8 protein-coding genes and 1 pseudogene are annotated in these 16,655 nt (G+C 59.7%); 7 read left to right on the forward strand and 2 right to left on the reverse strand.

Going from position 1 to position 16,655, the window contains the following annotated elements; genetic code table 11:
• Positions 1–69: 69 nt before the first annotated feature.
• On the forward strand, positions 70–696 hold the full coding sequence (locus tag HMPREF3160_RS07955; RefSeq protein WP_141739880.1) for a hypothetical protein: 627 nt from the start codon (positions 70–72) through the stop codon (positions 694–696).
• 16 nt (positions 697–712) lie between these two features.
• Here HMPREF3160_RS07955 and HMPREF3160_RS07960 read toward each other — a convergent pair whose 3' ends face one another.
• Positions 713–1,336: a TetR/AcrR family transcriptional regulator gene (locus tag HMPREF3160_RS07960; protein ID WP_070491515.1), complete on the reverse strand. Its 624-nt coding sequence runs from the start codon at positions 1,334–1,336 to the stop codon at positions 713–715.
• Positions 1,337–1,593: 257 nt separating this feature from the next.
• Here HMPREF3160_RS07960 and HMPREF3160_RS07965 point away from each other — a divergent pair, with 257 nt between their 5' ends.
• The 4 genes and pseudogenes from HMPREF3160_RS07965 (at position 1,594) to HMPREF3160_RS07975 (ending at position 8,374) form a co-directional block, all read left to right on the forward strand.
• A complete protein-coding gene (locus HMPREF3160_RS07965) occupies positions 1,594–2,409 on the forward strand; it encodes a GAP family protein (RefSeq protein ID WP_070491517.1) in 816 nt (271 codons plus the stop codon).
• A 12-nt stretch (positions 2,410–2,421) separates the two neighbouring features.
• Positions 2,422–2,769, forward strand: a pseudogene (locus HMPREF3160_RS10350) (IS3 family transposase); the annotation flags it as partial.
• A 391-nt stretch (positions 2,770–3,160) separates the two neighbouring features.
• Positions 3,161–4,873, forward strand: coding sequence for a ubiquinone-dependent pyruvate dehydrogenase (gene poxB, locus HMPREF3160_RS07970; protein ID WP_070507950.1), 1,713 nt, complete (start codon positions 3,161–3,163; stop codon positions 4,871–4,873).
• A gap of 705 nt (positions 4,874–5,578) precedes the next feature.
• Positions 5,579–8,374 (forward strand): choice-of-anchor M domain-containing protein, encoded by a 2,796-nt coding sequence (locus HMPREF3160_RS07975; protein WP_070507953.1) that lies wholly within the window; start codon positions 5,579–5,581, stop codon positions 8,372–8,374.
• 175 nt (positions 8,375–8,549) lie between these two features.
• Here HMPREF3160_RS07975 and HMPREF3160_RS10240 read toward each other — a convergent pair whose 3' ends face one another.
• The gene (locus HMPREF3160_RS10240) at positions 8,550–8,681 is read right to left on the reverse strand and encodes a hypothetical protein (protein ID WP_256174202.1); all 132 of its coding nucleotides are present in this window, start codon (positions 8,679–8,681) and stop codon (positions 8,550–8,552) included.
• A gap of 383 nt (positions 8,682–9,064) precedes the next feature.
• Here HMPREF3160_RS10240 and HMPREF3160_RS07980 point away from each other — a divergent pair, with 383 nt between their 5' ends.
• Positions 9,065–12,028 carry a DEAD/DEAH box helicase gene (locus HMPREF3160_RS07980; protein ID WP_070507956.1) on the forward strand — a complete coding sequence of 988 codons (2,964 nt, stop codon included), beginning with the start codon at positions 9,065–9,067 and terminating at the stop codon, positions 12,026–12,028.
• A 1-nt stretch (position 12,029) separates the two neighbouring features.
• Entirely contained in the window at positions 12,030–16,643 is a 4,614-nt protein-coding gene (locus HMPREF3160_RS07985) for an Eco57I restriction-modification methylase domain-containing protein (protein ID WP_070507960.1), read from the forward strand.
• Positions 16,644–16,655 lie beyond the last annotated feature (12 nt).

Consider the following 16,655-nt stretch of genomic DNA (forward strand, 5'->3'; position numbering starts at 1 on the left):
TACGCGATCAATATATGTAAGGTACGCCGAACCGTTTCCAAACGGATCGCGTCTGGTTATGCTTTTCACATGGGACTGACGACGTCAATGATCCTCACAACAGAACCCGTAACTCCTCAGCAGCTCGAGGCATGGGGGCTGACTCCCGCGGAGAACAAAGGTGACCTGTGGACTGCGTTCCATGACCCTGGGAACCAGTTCTTTGCGGTGGCCCACCGCGGCGACTGGACCATCCTGTGGGACCCGGAAATGCTGGTCACGTCCCGCTTCGAAACCGACTCGATCACGCTGCCTGGCACGTGGCACGTCGTGAGCACGGTGTCTTCCATGAGCTTCGTGGATTACCGCGTGTTCGTCGACGGCGCGCTCGTGAGGCAGCTGCTTGCCGGGGATGAGGAGCTTGACGAAGGGGCCCCGGTGGTAGACGAGTCCGCGTTCGTGTTTCGTGAGGATGGAGAGGAAGGCGAACCGGCTGAGGTGGATGGCGACCTGATTATCCAGGAGCTTCCGCGGGCTGTGGGCGCCGTGGGCCTGGGTGACGACGTCTTTGACGTTGAAGGGCAGTACTTCACGTACCAGTCGACTGAGCCCAACGCTAACCCAGAGCCAGTGAGGGACCCGCAAGACGAGGGCGACCTCGGCGTTGGGGAACGTAAAAAGCAGTCCTTCTTTGGCAAGCTGTTCGGTAAGAAATGAGCCTGCGCTCCGTGCCCTAGCCGGCGTCGATGCGTCTTTGCCCGTGAGGCTCGATGATTAGCGCGAGTCCCGCATCGAGGTCCGCCAGTAACTGCTGAGCCGAGTTTTTCGGGCCGTTGAGGTAGTCGATCGTGAGCCCGTTGACGAGCGCTGTGACCAAGCGAGCTCCTTGTTCAGGCGATAGCTCGCCGTTCAATTTCCCATGCTGTTCAGCCGCCGCGAGCCCGTTGCATACTAGTGCCCGGAAGCTCTCCACCTCGGCGTCGTATAAGTCGGCTAGCCATTCGCGTGTGGATGCAGCGGCGCCCACGATAACCCACACTGCGGCGTCCTCGCGCTGGACCGGACCAATCGGCAAGAGCTCGGCTAGTCGGCCGTGCATGGCCGTGCGAAAATCTGTCGCGTCGGTCTTCCCAAGTGCCCGGGACGCCTGCCGCTGAATGGACCTAATGAATGCTTTCGCGATGATGTCGTCTCGCGTCCCCATCTGATACTGGACAGTCCCAGGTGCGACCCCTGCCTCTGCAGCGACATTGCGCACGCTCAGGGCATCGAGTCCTTTGTTGACCATCACTCGAATGGCGGCATCGGCGATCAGCGCTGGGGTGCCGGTGATGGGTGTGTTGCGGTCAACGGCCATGAGCCTCCAATCGTGAGTGGTCCAGCCCTTCGCTACCCAAGCTCGCGCAGTTCAAGTGTGGCGGGCCAAGTAACTGCGAGTCATTCTTGGTCTGACTGCATCTGACTGTTGCGTCTCAGTGGAATATTCCATACGATCGTATCAATCAAATAATTCATACGAACGTATGGATGTGGAAGGTTTTCCTTTGTTCAGCAGGTCAAAGGGGAGCGCCTTCATCACCTTCCGAAACCCGCATCTGACCATTGGAGTACGCCATGTCAAACTTCCTAGCCCTCGCTGGTCTTGCGCTTGTCGATAGTTTGAGCGTAGGAACCCTCGTCATTCCTATTGCACTCATCATCATGTGGCGCCGGGTTCGAGTCGGTTTGATGGGCGTCTACCTTGCGACGATCGGTGGGGCCTACTGTGGTCTAGGTATTGCGCTGCTGTTCGGCTTTAATGCGGCAGTTCAGCGGCTATCTGGAGTCACTAAGAGTGATTGGTTCCCGTGGGTGACTCTGCTTCTAGGCGTGGGGCTTTTCATTTTTGGTGTGGCTGCCCCAAACCCCAAGAAGCCAACGGCCGAGGGGTCGTCGTCGGCGGAGCATGCGCCTCTGGTGAGCGTCGATGCCACAGCCGCAGCCACCGTGAACGCAAGTATCAACTCTGCACCTAATGGTGCCGTCGCTACGCTTCCGGATGTCGATGTCAGGGAGGGGCGAGCGTCGCGCCTCGCCCGGGGTGCGTCCTTGAGTGCGGGTGGCATGGTGGCGCTGGCGATGGGTGCCGCCGTCGTAGAGGCGGCCACGATGTTGCCCTATTTGGGCGCGATGGGGATTATCCAGTCCATGCAACTGGGTATGTCCAGCAAGATTGCGTTGATTGTGGTCTATTGCGTCGTCATGATCTTGCCGGCGGTTCTCGTGAGCGTCTTCGCAGGCCTCGCGGGCCCCACTATTTTTCCGCGGCTGGAGCGCGCTACTCGCAGGCTCGAGTATGAAGCTAAGGTGACTCTGCTGTGGATCGCGGCGATCGTCGGCGTCTACATGGCGTACAGGGGTGCGGTACAGCTAGGGCTGATGGGCAGCTAAGCAGCAAGGGGTGGCGAGCTACACAGCAGGCGACGTGGCAGGTGCCGTGACAGCGCCTCAGCGCGCGATAGTTCCGACGCATCAGACGGCGAAATAATGGAAGAAGAGCTCAAGCGTCTGCGCCGAGGAATCTGCGAGTTGAAACGAGCGAACGGGATTCTTAAGACCGCTTCGGCTTTTTCGCAACGGAACCGGGTCGACCCACGACCAAATGATCTCCTACATCGATGCGCACAAAGATCAATTTGGGACCTGGCCATCTGCCGAGTTCTTAAACAAGCAGATCGTGGGTTCATCACCTCGCGCGGCTACTGCAAAGGCTCTAGCGGAGTGGAAGCCCCGCCGAGCACTCATGACGCGCCGCGACCAGGCCGATCTCGGATTGGGATGACGCCGAAATGGAAGCGCTCACCGACGGCTACGGAAAGTTATTAAGCCCACACCGCAATGATCGAATCATCTCTGATTCTCGTGGTGCTATCGAGCGTGATGGTGCTAGCGATGTAGGTGGCTGAATAGTTCTTAGCGATATGAGTATCTGAGTGAACAGTGTCCCCGAATTTGAGCTTTTCTACAGTGGCGAGGTTTCTCATGAAGCTGAAGGTTCGCGCAAACTATTTACTTCCCGCCATCCGCGTGGGTACGTTTCGTGTAGCGAATAAGAGAAATGCCTCGTGAGGGTCGGTTCTCGTGAGGGTCGGTTGAAGATGTGCCGGTGTTACCGGGGTTCGGGAAGGCGGAAGGCTGAACGATGGCAACTATTGCTGAGAACGTGGTTGAAACTCTTGGGGCGAGTGGCGTAAAGCGAGTTTATGGCGTTGTAGGAGATTCCCTTAACGGTTTCACTGACGCGATTCGAGATTCAGATATCGAGTGGGTCCATGTCCGTCACGAAGAAGTCGCAGCCTTTGCGGCTTCTGCTGAAGCGGCGCTGACCGGTGAGCTTGCGGTGTGTGCCGGTAGTTGCGGACCGGGAAACCTTCACCTCATCAACGGGCTTTACGATGCTCAGCGGTCACGTGTGCCGGTCCTAGCGATTGCGGCTCAGATTCCCGGTGGGGAGATCGGTTCTGGCTACTTCCAGGAAACCCATCCTGTTGAACTGTTCCGGGAATGCTCGGTCTACGTTGAAGATGTGAGGTCGGCGCAGCAGATGCCGAGGGTTTTGCGGATTGCTATGAGAGAGGCACTCTCAAAGAGGGGAGTGGCTGTTCTCGTTGTTCCTGGTGAGATTTTCCTGGAAACAACGAAAGCTGCCGCCGAGGTAATCGTGGAATCCAAGTCGCACCAGGTTCCGGTAGAAGCTGATCTGGTTCAGGCTGCCAAGCTTCTCAATGACTGCAAGAAGGTCACGATCCTGGCGGGAGCAGGCGCTGAGGGCGCGCACGACGAGCTAGTGGCGCTTGCCGATAGGCTGCAGGCTCCCATTGTTCACGCCCTGCGCGGTAAAGAGTTTATCGAATACGATAACCCGTTTGATGTGGGGATGACCGGGCTGCTGGGATTCGAATCAGGGTATCGGGCCATGGAAGCCTGCGATACTCTCTTGATGCTGGGGACTGACTTCCCGTACCAGCAGTTCTTCCCAGAAGATGCCACGATCATTCAGGTTGATATTCGTGGAGAACAGATTGGTCGGCGCACCCCTGTCGATCTCGGTCTGGTGGGTGGAGTCAAAGAAACGATCGACCACCTGCTACCCAAGCTGCAAAAGAACAAGTCGAGCAAGCACCTCAAAGCGATGCTCAAGCATTACGGGAAGACCCGTAAGGACCTTGATGATCTGGCTACGCCTTCGCGTCGCACTATTCATCCCCAATACCTGACCAGGTTGATTGATGAGGGGGCTAGTGATGATGCGGTATTTATTCCCGATGTTGGATCCCCGGTTATTATGGCTTCCCGGCACCTGACCATGAATGGGAAACGGAGACTCATTGGCTCCTTTATTCACGGTTCCATGGCCAATGCCCTACCCCAGGCTATCGGCGCTCAACTCTCTCACCCGGATCGTCAGGTGATTGCCTTGGCGGGCGATGGTGGGCTCGCCATGCTCATGGGTGACCTTCTTACGCTCACAACGTATGACCTGCCGGTCAAGGTTGTGGTTTACAACAATTCTTCGCTGAACTTTGTTGAATTGGAGATGAAGGCAGCAGGGTTCGTGACTCACGGAACCGGTCTCGATAATCCGAACTTTGCTTCCCTTGCGGAGGCGATTGGGATGAAAGGTTTCAGGGTGGAAAAGTCGAAGGACCTGCCCAGGGCGGTTGAGGATTTCTTGGCCCATGATGGCCCAGCGATTCTCGATGTGACAACCGAACGCCAAGAGCTCACCCTGCCTCCCACGATTGATGCCGAGCAGGTCAAGGGGTTCACGATGTACGCAGTCCGTACGGTGCTTGACGGCAGGGGAACCGAGCTCGTCGACCTGGCAAGGGCCAACCTGCGGCAGCTGTTCTAGGTGGGATAACGTTTCCTCACAAACCGGATGGGGAGCTCGCCGATGCTATGTTGCAGTGTCCAAGTGCTTCCCATCCGGGTAAGGCAATGCCTGATAAAACCGCGTCGCGAAGTAGCGCAGTTACGGAGCTTCATGCCCGCCGAGTAGAACCGGCTCGGCGGACATTACTAAACGGGAGACACTCTGCGCACTAACCCTCAGAATGTATGTCAGGGTCTTTTCTGGGTTTCCAAATCAAAACTGGAAACGTTCGTCGCATCTGAATGGCTCAGACATTCTGGTCTGTTTGTCACGCTCTGTCCCTTCGAGGCATTTAGCCTCCCGCATGAGTTTCTTCGGCAACACCACCGGCGGTGAGAGTCGCGCCGAAGTCAAAGAACGCGTGCTCGACAAGATGACCGAGTTCCTGGAACGCTACGAACCGCTCGGGTGAGCGCCGCTCGGGTGAGCGGTGCTAACCGCCGGCAACTGCAAGTACGACCAGTCGCCCCAGATGAACTGTACGTAAGCCGCGTAAGGGGGCTGACAGCACTAGCCCTGTGGCACGACAAGCGCTAGCGATGTGGCGTCGCGCCCGCAGATCCGCTAATGTTGTCTCGCCAGCTACTGCAAATGAGAATGATTAGCAATAGGGAATTGTTGGCACCTGAATCATTGGCAACAGCGCCATCACCAGCAGAGTCATCACCAGCTAAGGAGCGGTTCATGCGCGTCCTCCGGGCAACCCGTGCCTCCATCGCGGCTGCGGCCATCGCGGCAACCACCTTCGCCACCGCATCGAGCATCACGGCATCGCTGACGCTCGGCGCGGCCCCTGCCTACGCGGGGCCGGATGACGACCGCAGCGTGGAAACGAAAGCCCACATCGACGCCCCTAAGGTTTTCTGGAATAAGCAAGCTGGCACGTTCGCGATCAACTCGCAGGCCAACGGGAAAACCGTTCCGCTCGAAACCACCGCCAACTGGGTGGGCCGCGGCTACAACGACGACGGCAGCCAAAACTACACGTTCCCGGTCACCTCGGACCCGCGCCTGGACTTCCTCGGCAAGGACGGCCAGCTGCTCTATATGGCGCCGCAAGTTCCGGGGCCGGGCAATAGCCCCATCTGGTCGGGCTTCGGAGCGGACACCGCGGTGCCTATCGAGCAGTTCCAAGACGGCAACTTTGCGCTGGAAATGGTCGGCTTCAACGGCCCTGGCCGGATGGAGATGTTCAATTATTCGACGTTCGGTAGCCTGCCGGTGACGCGCCTGTTTTCTTCGCATGACAAGGTTTCGCGCACCGTGTGGCTGGACCCGGGCACGCACACGCACAACATCACGACGTTCACCAAGCCGGGCCGTTACGAAGTCACGTTCGACGCGACCGCCCGCACAACCGACGGCAACTTCATCACGTCCAAGCCCACGACGTTCGTGTGGCGGGTAGGCGGCACCAACCCTGCCGATGAGAAGCTCGGCGACGTCCGCGCCGCATACAACAAAGCGGCCGATGCTGTGGAGGGCGCCGCTGCGGAAGGTGCCGCGGCGTCCAGGCCGACGTTCACGATCGCCCCGCACACCGGAAGTGAACGCGACGGCGACAAGAACCTCACCGACCTCACTTTCAACGCCGGCAACAGTGCGGCTGAGGGCACGGTGGTGTTCTACATCGACGGCTACCACCTTGCTGAGGTTCCGGTGAAGAACGGCACCGCGACGTGGAGCGAGATGATCGGCTCGCAGCCCTCGAATTTCCAGGCCGTGTTCGTGCCCACCAAGGGTGCGGCCCGCTGGATTAGTGCGCCGCTGAGCGCCGCCACGGGGCAGAAGGCTGTGTCCACGCATGATGCCGGCGAGTTCCCTGAGGAAACCCCTGATGCGCCGGCCGGCGAGTTCTCTAAGGGTGAGGTCACGGTCGGTTCGCGTGATGTGTCCGTGACCGCGCGGCTGCAGGACAAGAGCGATCTCATCAACATCGACACCAAGCCAGCGGATGATTCGCTGATCTATAACGTCACGGGTGGTTTCTTTGAGGAAGGCTACGACGAGCCGACCTGCCCGGTAGAGGGCGTGAGCGGCCCGGGCCGCCGCACCATCGTGGCGGACAGCGAATACTGCAAGGGCGACGACTATTCGCTGCGCCTCACGCTGGAGCCGCAGCCGCGCGCTGCGATCGGCAACACTGACGTGATCGACCTCGGCCAGGTGAGTGGCAAGGGTAAGACGGTTGAGACTCGGTTCGCTGGCATCGGCGGTAGTGATGCGCCGCAGCCGGATCAGCCGGAGCCGAGCGCGCCGGCGCCTGGCAAACCGGCGCCTGAGCCGAGCACGCCGGCGCCGGGTGACAGCGACGAAACCCCGGCACCTGGCGGCGACGACGGAAGCGAAGGTTCAGATGGAGCGTTGCTGGACACGCCTGTGACGATCAGCAACGGCCACGTGGACTTGCGTGCCATGGAGGTTGGCGGGAAGTTCTCGGTGGCGTTGGGTGATGATTCGCGTCAGCACGCCAAGGAGTCCGTGCTCCGAACCATCAACTCGACGACCCTGGAGGTCACTAAGCTCGCGAAGGTCAAGCGTGAGGGCAACGTGCTGGCCGATGAGAGCTACGACGTGCTCGGCCCGAAGGGCAGCGAGCTGTATGTCCTGCCGCAGGGTCAGCAGCCCGGGCGTGTGTGGCCGGGCTTCTCGAGCGAGGCTCTTGACCGCGTGAAGTACCCCGAAGGCGCAACCATGACGCTCACCCCGGTGAGCGCCCCTGAGGGCGGCAAGTGGTTCGCGTACACCGAGAACCTGGGCGCCATCAACCGCATGTATGCCTCGAGCGAGAAGGCATCAGACGTGCCGTTGCCTCCGGGCGCCCACATGCACACCGCGTGGGCGTTCACTAAGCCGGGAACGTACACGATCGATGTGACGGCCCGCGCCAAGCAGTCCGGCGACGGCGAGCAGGGTGCCCAGGCCCGCAGTGCCGCATCAAACAACGATGGCGGGGAGGCCACCGCTGAAACGCAGCGGCTGACGTTCGTGGTCGAGAAGAAGTCCGCCACCGATGAGCCTGGCGCTTCGGAAGCTCCGAGCGAGAATCCGACGGCGGAACCAACGGAAGAGCCGACGGAAGATCCAAGTGAGGAACCGACTGAGCAGCCGAGCGGGGAACCGTCCCAACAGCCGACCGCGGAACCTAGTGCGGAGTCTCCGGAAGCTCCAAGCGCGGAGCCAACGCAGGACCCGGGTGCCGAGCCGAGCGACCAACCGACGGAGCAACCTTCAGCGGAACCGTCCGACCAGCCGTCTGAGCAGCCAACCGCGCAACCAACGGAACATCCGAGTGAAAGCGCGGGGTCCTCAGCTCAGCCAGGTGAAGCCGGCGATCGTGCTGGGGCGGGAACCGCATCGGACGCTGGAAGTGACCTAGCACGCACGGGAGCGGCGGTGTTGGCAGCGGGCGTGATCGCCGGGGTGGCGGTTGCTGCGGGTGTCGTGTTGTTGTTGGTTGCACGCCGCCGCAAGGGCTGAAGCCCTGTTGAAGCGGTGCAGGCGTTCAGGTGGCGCTGGTGGGTGTGGTTTTCATTTTCGGGAGGAAGCCGCGCAGTGTGATGAGCACGCCGTAAATGACCGAGTACAGTGCGAGGCGGTAGAGGAACGCGCTGACGGCGGGGCCGAACAGGAACAGGTAGGTCCCGAATTCGGTTCACCCGTTAGACGGGAGGGGGAACAGCACGAAGATCCCGAGGAGAATCACGGAGGCGACCCAAGGGATTTCCAACATCACTACGAGCAGGAGTACGAACAGCCGCAACCCGAGGATGAACAGTCCGATCATCAGGAGCGTTCCGAGGCCTTCTTGGGTCTTGAAGCGTTCTCGGGATTTGAAGCATTCGCGGGCTTCGCTGGATTCGGTTGTTCTGGTGGGGTTGCCACGGCGGGTCCTTTACAGCCGATGTAGCATTCCGCTTCCGCTGGTGCGCTGCAGGAACCTGACGCTAAAGGTTCATTGAAGTACCTTTTGAGGTCAAGTTAGCGGGCTGGGGTGAACTGGTCAACGGCCCCGGGTGAACGGCAGGTGAACCGGCAACTCGCGCAGGGCGCTCGCGCACCTGAACCCGGGGCTGGTGGCGGCCGGAAATGCGCAACCCCGCAACCCCTTCGCGGCCTGCCCGTAGCGCAGCGTCGTGCATCACAGTTCCGCGGGTAGGCTTTTGTGTTATGACTGCTTCTGTTGTGGCTTCGCAGGGTGCTGAGGATTTCAGCCAGCTTGCTCCTGGTGTGACTGTTGAGTGTCGCGATGAGCAGTGGCTGGTCACGAATGTGGCGCGGACGTCGGATGGTTTCCGTGTGCATGTTCGTGGTGTGAGTTCGTATGTGCGTGACACTACGGCGACGTTTTTCACGGCACTTGAGGACATGACGGTTTTTGATCCGGCGAATGTCACGGTGAAGGTGGATGATTCGGCGCGGTTCCGCCATACGCGTTTGTGGCTTGAGTCGACGTTGCGCCGCACTCCGATGCCTCTGTATCAGGAGGAGCTGGAGGTTGCTACGCGGATGCTCGCTGACCCGCTTGATTACCAGTTGGCGGCGGTCAAGAAGGCGCTGTCCGATGAGCGGATTAGGCCTCGTATTCTTCTTGCGGATGCGGTGGGTTTGGGTAAGACCCTTGAGATCGGCATGATTCTTGCTGAGCTGATTCGCCGTGGCCGTGGCGAACGTATTTTGGTGGTGACTCCTAAGCATGTGATGGAGCAGTTCCAGCAGGAGTTGTGGACGCGCTTTGCTATCCCGTTGGTTCGTTTGGATAGTCAGGGTATTCAGAAGGTTCGGCAGAAGCTTCCGGCGTCGAAGAATCCGTTCACGTATTTCCCGCGTGTGATTGTGTCGATGGATACATTGAAGTCGCCTAAGTACCGGGCTTTGTTGCAGAAGGTGCGTTGGGATGCCGTGGTGATTGATGAGATCCATAACGCGACGAACGCGGGTTCTCAGAACAATGAGTTGGCGCGCACGCTCGCGCCCACAACGGAGTCGCTGATTCTGGCTTCCGCCACTCCTCACAATGGCCGTGACGATTCGTTTAAGGAGATTCTGCGTCTCTTGGATCCGCTTTCTGTGCTTCCGGACGGCACGATTGATGTGAAGGCCGCGAAGAATCTGATTGTGCGCCGCCACCGTAATTCTCCTGAGGTTGCTTCTGTTGTGGGGGAGAAGTGGGCTAAGCGGAAGGAACCTCAGAATGTTCCGGTGGAAGCCTCTGCGGAGGAGAACGAGGTCGCGCGGCTGATTGCGGACGACTGGATCCGCACCAGTAGGTCGTCCGTGGATCCGTTGTTCCCGTGGACATTGGTGAAGGCGTATCTTTCCTCGCCGCGCGCTTTGCATGAGTCGATTGAGGCGCGCATGCGTCAGAACAAGCAGGGCGAGCAGGATAAGCTTCAGCGTCTTCTGGAAGCTAATGATGCCGTGCGTGCGGAGACCTCGAACAAGTTCTTGGCTCTGCTGAAGTATCTTCAGCAGATTGGCGTGAAGAAGGGGTCTCCGCGCCGTGTGGTGATTTTCTCTGAGCGTGTGGGGACGCTCAAGTGGCTTCAAAAGAACATAACTCAGCACCTCAAGATGCCTGCTAACGCGGTCAAGATCATGCACGGTGGTTTGTCGGACCAGGAGCAGCTTGAGCTGATCGATGAGTTCAAGCGCGCGGACACTCCGTTGCGTGTTTTGATCACCGGCGATGTGGCGTCTGAGGGTGTGAACTTGCACGCTCAGTGTCACCATTTGGTGCACTATGACATTCCCTGGTCGTTGATCCGTATTCAGCAGCGTAACGGTCGTATTGACCGGTACGGGCAGCTGCATGAGCCGGAGATCACGTCGCTTCTGTTGGATCCGGAGGATGCCGATGCGATTGGTGATTTGCGGGTTTTAACGCGTTTGGTTGAACGCGAGTATGAAGCGAATCAGTTGTTGGGTGATGCTGCCCCGTTGATGGGTAAGCACAATCCGAAGGCTGAGGAAGACGAGATCCGTGACGTTTTGCGCAGGGCTCTTGAGTTCGACGACGTGGTTGCCTCGGCCGAGGATATCGCCGCAGACACCGCTGGGACTACTGATGCGGGTGCTGGCGATGGTGCGGACAGCATTTGGGCTCTCTTGGTCTCCGCTGGCGTCGCAACCACGGCGGGCGGCTCGCCTAGTGGCACCGCCGCCACGCCAGCTGCCATCTCGCCAACCGCCACAATCACAACAGCGCCGGCCTCACCGTCGGTGCGCCGCACCACGCGCCGGAGCCTCTATAACGAGGAGATCGGTTACGTGCGGGATGCGTTGAATGAGGCGTATCAGGATAAGGCTCACTTCTCGGTGATAGCCGGCGGTATTGAGTTTGTTGAGCATCAGAATGACATCGTGGAGTTGACTCCGCCGCGGGATCTTCAGCGTCGTTTCGATTACCTTCCGCAGGATTATGTCCAGTACCGCAAGGTCATGGATCGGTTGATGTTGGCGACCACGTTTCAGCGCGGCAACGAGCAGCTGAAGGCAGCGCGTGAGGGTAGTTCGGCGAAGTCGTGGCCGCAGGCGCATTTCTTGGGTCCGTTGCATCCGGTGTCTGAGTGGGCGGCTGACCGCGCGTTGGCCTCGATGGAACAGAACGAGATCCCGGCGGCGCGCGGAAACGTGGATGTCCCGACGTTGCTCTTGATGGGCACGTTGACAAACTCGCGCGGTCAGGTGCTGAGCCGCACGTTCATCACCACCTCGGAGGGCATGTTCGGTTTGGATGCCCCGACGGGTGTTCAGACGGTTGACCTTGAGGTGCATGAGGATGTGTATGCGTGGCTCATGCAGATCGGTTTGATTGGCGCCCCGATCAACGCGGCGCACTCGCAGCAGCTCCCGCAACAGACTGACGCTTTGGTCGCGGAATCCGTGAAGGCGGCGCATTCTCACTTGGCTGCTGTGCGTGAGGCGAATGTTGAGCAGGCACACCGCCGCATTGATGCCTGGAAACAACGCGAGCACGCGTGGGGTGCCGCGAATGTGGGCCAGCAGACGGCGAAGATCAAGAGTACTAAGCGGCTGATTGCGCAGGAGGAGGAGCTGTTGCGTTCGATGGCTCCGGAACGTTCGTTGGTACGTCCACTTGCATTGATTCTCCCTTCCGGAGAGAAGGCGTAACATGGCTGATTTTGATTCGATTATTAACGTTGAAGAATGGATTTCCGATTACTACCTCACCACCGAGGAGAAAGGGAATTCCTTCGATAAGCGTGTGCGTGAAGCGCAGAAGGAATGGCGGGCCACTGATAAGGAGGCAGATGGCGTTTCCCGTTCTCCGCTGTTCCGCTTGACCTCGCGCCGCGAGGCTCTGCAGACGGCCTTCTCTGCGCTTGAAGAGAACGCATCAGTCTCAGCCCTGAATGAGGTCTATGACCTCGTCAGCGAAGCCTTCGGCTACCCGTGCCAGCAGCGGATTGAGCTGACCCGCAACGGCCAGTCCCTGCAGCTCAACGCCGCAACGGACCCAGCTGGCTCGATGATCGTTCTGCGCGCACGGCAGATCGAAGCGATCGAAGACCTCCCCACAGTCGCTGCGCTGGATGCGGAGCCTCAATTAGAGGACAAGCCCCTGGACCTGAGCGCAGCCAAACTCATGGGTGAGCTGTTCCTCGCGGAGCAGGCGCCGGATTTCGTGGTGCTTCTAGCAGGCAACTGGGTTGTGCTTACTGAGCGTGAGTCGTGGCCGTTGGGCCGCTACCTCGCGGTGGACCTCGCGCTCGGCGTGGAACGTAACGACACCAAGGTCGCCGGCGAGCTACATCGTGTGATCGCGATCCTCGCTCACGAACATGTGGCTCGCGGCGCGGACGGCACCACGTGGTGGCTGGACACTCTCGAGGAGGCTCGCGACCATTCGGTCAAGGTCTCTGAGGAGCTTCGCGGCGCGATTAAGGAATCGATCGAGATCATCGGTAACGATGTTCTGCAGCGCCGCCGCGCCCAGGGCGTGACCACGCCGATCCAGGGTAACAAGCTCGCAAATCAGTCGCTGCGGTATCTGTACCGGATTCTGTTCTTGTTGTTCGCGGAGTCCTCACCGGAGCTGCATATTCTGCCGACCGGCGACAACGATTATGACGAAGGCTATGGCCTTTCGCGTTTGCGTGACTTGATCCTCACGGAGCCGGCAACACAACGGGCGCAGAACGGTACGCACCTGTACGAGAGCCTGCAGGTGCTGTTCAACTTGGTGAACCGCGGCCACAACCCTCATGACGATGCGGCACCGGGCCATGACCCGAACGCGACGGAAGTGGGCCTGCAGTTCCGCAATTTGGATGCGGACTTGTTCAAGGCGGAAGCTACGGCGTTCATCGATGAGGTGAGGTTGTCCAACGTTGAATTGCACCGTGTTTTGCAGAATCTGTTGTTGACCAAGGAGAAGCGCGGTAGCGACCGCGGTTTCATCTCGTACGCGACCCTGGGCGTCACGGAGCTGGGACAGGTATATGAGGGCCTGATGTCGTTCCACGGCTTTATTGCGGAGGAGGACCTCACGGAGGTCGCTCCTCGCGGGGACGCCTCGAAGGGCTCGTGGGTGGTGCCGGATGAAGCGGTCGCGTCTTTGCCGGCGGATTCCGTGGTGATGACGGAACGGGAGAGCGAATTCGGTGGTGTTGAGCGGGTTTCACGGCGCCACGCGGCCGGTAGCTTTGTGTACCGACAGTCCTCGCGTGACCGTGAACGCTCGGCTTCGTTCTATACCCCGGCGGTGCTGACCGAGTTCACGGTGGGGCAGGCGATCGAGGAACTCGAGGCGAGCGGCCGGATCTCTCAAGCAGACGACATCCTGAACCTGACCGTGTGCGAGCCCGCGTTGGGTTCCGGGGCGTTCGCGGTTGAGGCCGTGAATCAGCTCGCGGAGCTATACCTCGAGAAGAAGCAACAAGAGTTTGGCCGCGAGGTCCCGGGTGAGGAGCGCACTCAGGAGCTCCAGAAGGTCAAGTCGCACTTGGCTCTGCACCAGGTGTACGGCGTGGACCTCAACAAAACGGCAGTTGAGCTTGCGGAGATCTCCTTGTGGCTGAGCACCATGACCAAGGAACTCAAGGCCCCGTGGTTTGGTTTGCATTTGCGGCAAGGTAACTCGCTCGTGGGTGCCACGCGCGCGACCTTCAGCGCGGACACGGTCACGAAACGTGACTACCTCAACGAAACCCCGATGCACCACCCGGTCAAGGGGCTCGCGGATGCGATCGATGCGCACGGTTCGGATGAAAGCACCACGGGGCGCATCTTCCACTTCCTGGTGCCGAGCAACGGCTGGGGCGCGGCTGCGGATTCGAAGGACGTCAAGAGCCTCGCACCTGACGAGACTAAGGCCCTCAAGGCGTGGCAACGTGGCATCTGTAAGGGGCTCACACGAACCCAGACCAAGCTCGCCGCTCAGATCTCCGCGCAAGCGGAGCGTTTGTGGGAGCTGTCCCTGGTTCGGTTGCGGATTGCCGAAGACCAGGTGCGGCGCGACCTGCACCTCTGGGGACAAGACGAGCAACAAGACGCAACTCGTTCGGAAGTGGTGACCCGCGACCAGGTCGAGAAGGAACTGCTCAAGAACGCCGAAGGCGTGTACCTGCGCCTGCGGACCGCGATGAATGCGTGGAACGCGCTGTGGTACTGGCCGATCACGGCCGTGGGTCTGCTCCCAGACATGGACGAATACCTTGCGACCATGAAGGACCTGCTGGGCGTCCCAAAAGAGGGACGCAAGCCGCGAAACCTCAGCCCGGATCAGCAGCAATTCGGTTTCGACATGTCCTGGAACGAACTCGACTACGTCGAATCCCTGGACCGCGGCCTTTCGGAGCGCTTGCCGTACGCCGAGGTTCTGGAGGCACACCCGTGGCTCGAGAAGGCCAACCAGATTGCCGAGGAACAGGCGTTCTTCCACTGGGACCTGGACTTCGCGACCGTCATGGCTCGCGGAGGCTTCGACTTCCAGGTGGGTAACCCGCCGTGGGTTCGACCTCGCACTGATACCGATGCATTGCTGTCGGAACACGACCCCTGGTTCAGCCTCGCCAAAAACGTGACGCAAAAAGAGAAGCGGGAACGCCGCGAGCTCCTGACGAGTAGCGAAGCGGTACGCGAGACGTTGTCGAAGGGACTCTCGGATGCCGTGGTGACCTCGGCTGTTCTGGGAGACACGACTCGATTCCCGCACCTGTCGAAACAACAGCCGGATCTGTACCGCGGGTTCATGGAGCGCACATGGGCCAATATGGCCGAAGGCGGAATCGTTTCGCTGATTCACCCCGAATCCCACTTCACCGAAGTCAATGCGGCGCCGTTGCGGGCGGGTGCCTATCGCCGTTTGCGGAGACACTGGCAGTTCATCAACGAGCTCATGCTCTTCGATATTGACCACCATGTGCAGTATGGGATTCACGTTTACGGTGATCGCTGGGAGAAGCCGTCCTTCGAGTCCGCGTCTTCGCTGTATCACCCCAAGACCGTGGTGGACTCCTACCACCACGATGGTACGGGTGAACTTCCGGGCTTTAAGGACGGCAACTATAACTGGGATGTGCGGCCGCACCACGACCGCATCATCACGGTGGACGAGCACATGCTCGAGGTCTGGAATTCGATCATCGAGGAACCGGGAACCCCGCTCATCGAGACCCGTACCGTGTATTCGGTGAACTCTGAGGCCGCGAAGGTGCTCGAGAAGCTCGCGGCGGCCCCGCGCATCAAGTCCTTGGGGTTGCAGTTTTCACGTGGCTGGGATGAAAGCATCGATAAGAAAAAGGGGTATTTCGATACTTCTTGGCAGCGTCCGGAGTCTTGGGACGACGTGATCTTGAAGGGGCCGCACCTGGGTGTCTCGGCCCCGATGATTAAGCAGCCCAACCCCACTATGAAAGGTAATTGGGACTGGTCCGATATCGACCTCGAGGCCATGCCGGTGAACTTCATCCCAGCAACTCCGTACTTCCCCGACAAGAGCGTCGACACGTACGCGGACGATTACGGTTTCTGGGAGAGTCCGTCCGGTCCCGTGCGCGTCAAGGACCAGTACCGTGTCGCCTGGCGCCGGATGGCCGCCACAACCGGGTTCAGGACTCTATACCCAGCGCTCATCCCTCCTGGCGCGACGCACATTGATGGGGTCAACACCGCTGGCCGCCCAGAGGACGTTAAGGCTGTACTCTTGGCAGCCGCGACAATGTCTACGATATTGTCCGACTTTTTCGTTCGTGCGTCAGGCATGGGGCACCTTGATCGAGCTATCATCGATCAACTCGCAAGGCCAGTGAACACTTACCTTGAGCGCATGATGTGCTCTCATTGGCTCCGGCTCAATTGTCTGACCGAGGCGTATTCCGAGATCTGGGAAGAGGTCACGGGTACCCCGTGGACCCCGGTGGTTCCTTTGCGGAACGCGCATGACCGTTGGTCCGCGCAGAACGAGATCGACGCGATGGTCGCGCTCTCGCTCGGAGTTACTCTCGATGAGTTGCTCATGATCTACCGGACCCAGTTCCCGGTCATGCGCCGCTACGACGAAACCGACCTCTACGACGCGAACGGCCGCAAGGTTCCGAAAGACATCCTCGATCTCGAGAAAAAACTCAAAGACGGGGAGAGCCTCAGCATCGAAGAGCGTACGTGGGTGCACCCGCAGTCCAAGGCCGAGTACGTCTTCGAGTACCCGTTCGCGTCACTCGACCGCGAAGCCGACCTGCGCAGAGCATACGAAAACTATGCTGAGAAGCTAGGAAGCCACTAACCGGGAGCAGCA

The organism is Arthrobacter sp. HMSC06H05 (assembly GCF_001807395.1).
GTDB classification, from domain to species: Bacteria; Actinomycetota; Actinomycetes; order Actinomycetales; family Micrococcaceae; genus Pseudoglutamicibacter; species Pseudoglutamicibacter albus.

What these genes read in the sequence shown, in the direction of transcription:
- HMPREF3160_RS07955 (WP_141739880.1), top strand. Translation starts at nt 70, where the DNA reads ATGGGACTGACGACGTCAATGATCCTCACAACAGAACCCGTAACTCCT.
- HMPREF3160_RS07960 (WP_070491515.1), bottom strand. Translation starts at nt 1,336, where the DNA reads ATGGCCGTTGACCGCAACACACCCATCACCGGCACCCCAGCGCTGATC.
- HMPREF3160_RS07965 (WP_070491517.1), top strand. Translation starts at nt 1,594, where the DNA reads ATGTCAAACTTCCTAGCCCTCGCTGGTCTTGCGCTTGTCGATAGTTTG.
- poxB (WP_070507950.1), top strand. Translation starts at nt 3,161, where the DNA reads ATGGCAACTATTGCTGAGAACGTGGTTGAAACTCTTGGGGCGAGTGGC.
- HMPREF3160_RS07975 (WP_070507953.1), top strand. Translation starts at nt 5,579, where the DNA reads ATGCGCGTCCTCCGGGCAACCCGTGCCTCCATCGCGGCTGCGGCCATC.
- HMPREF3160_RS10240 (WP_256174202.1), bottom strand. Translation starts at nt 8,681, where the DNA reads ATGATCGGACTGTTCATCCTCGGGTTGCGGCTGTTCGTACTCCTGCTC.
- HMPREF3160_RS07980 (WP_070507956.1), top strand. Translation starts at nt 9,065, where the DNA reads ATGACTGCTTCTGTTGTGGCTTCGCAGGGTGCTGAGGATTTCAGCCAG.
- HMPREF3160_RS07985 (WP_070507960.1), top strand. Translation starts at nt 12,030, where the DNA reads ATGGCTGATTTTGATTCGATTATTAACGTTGAAGAATGGATTTCCGAT.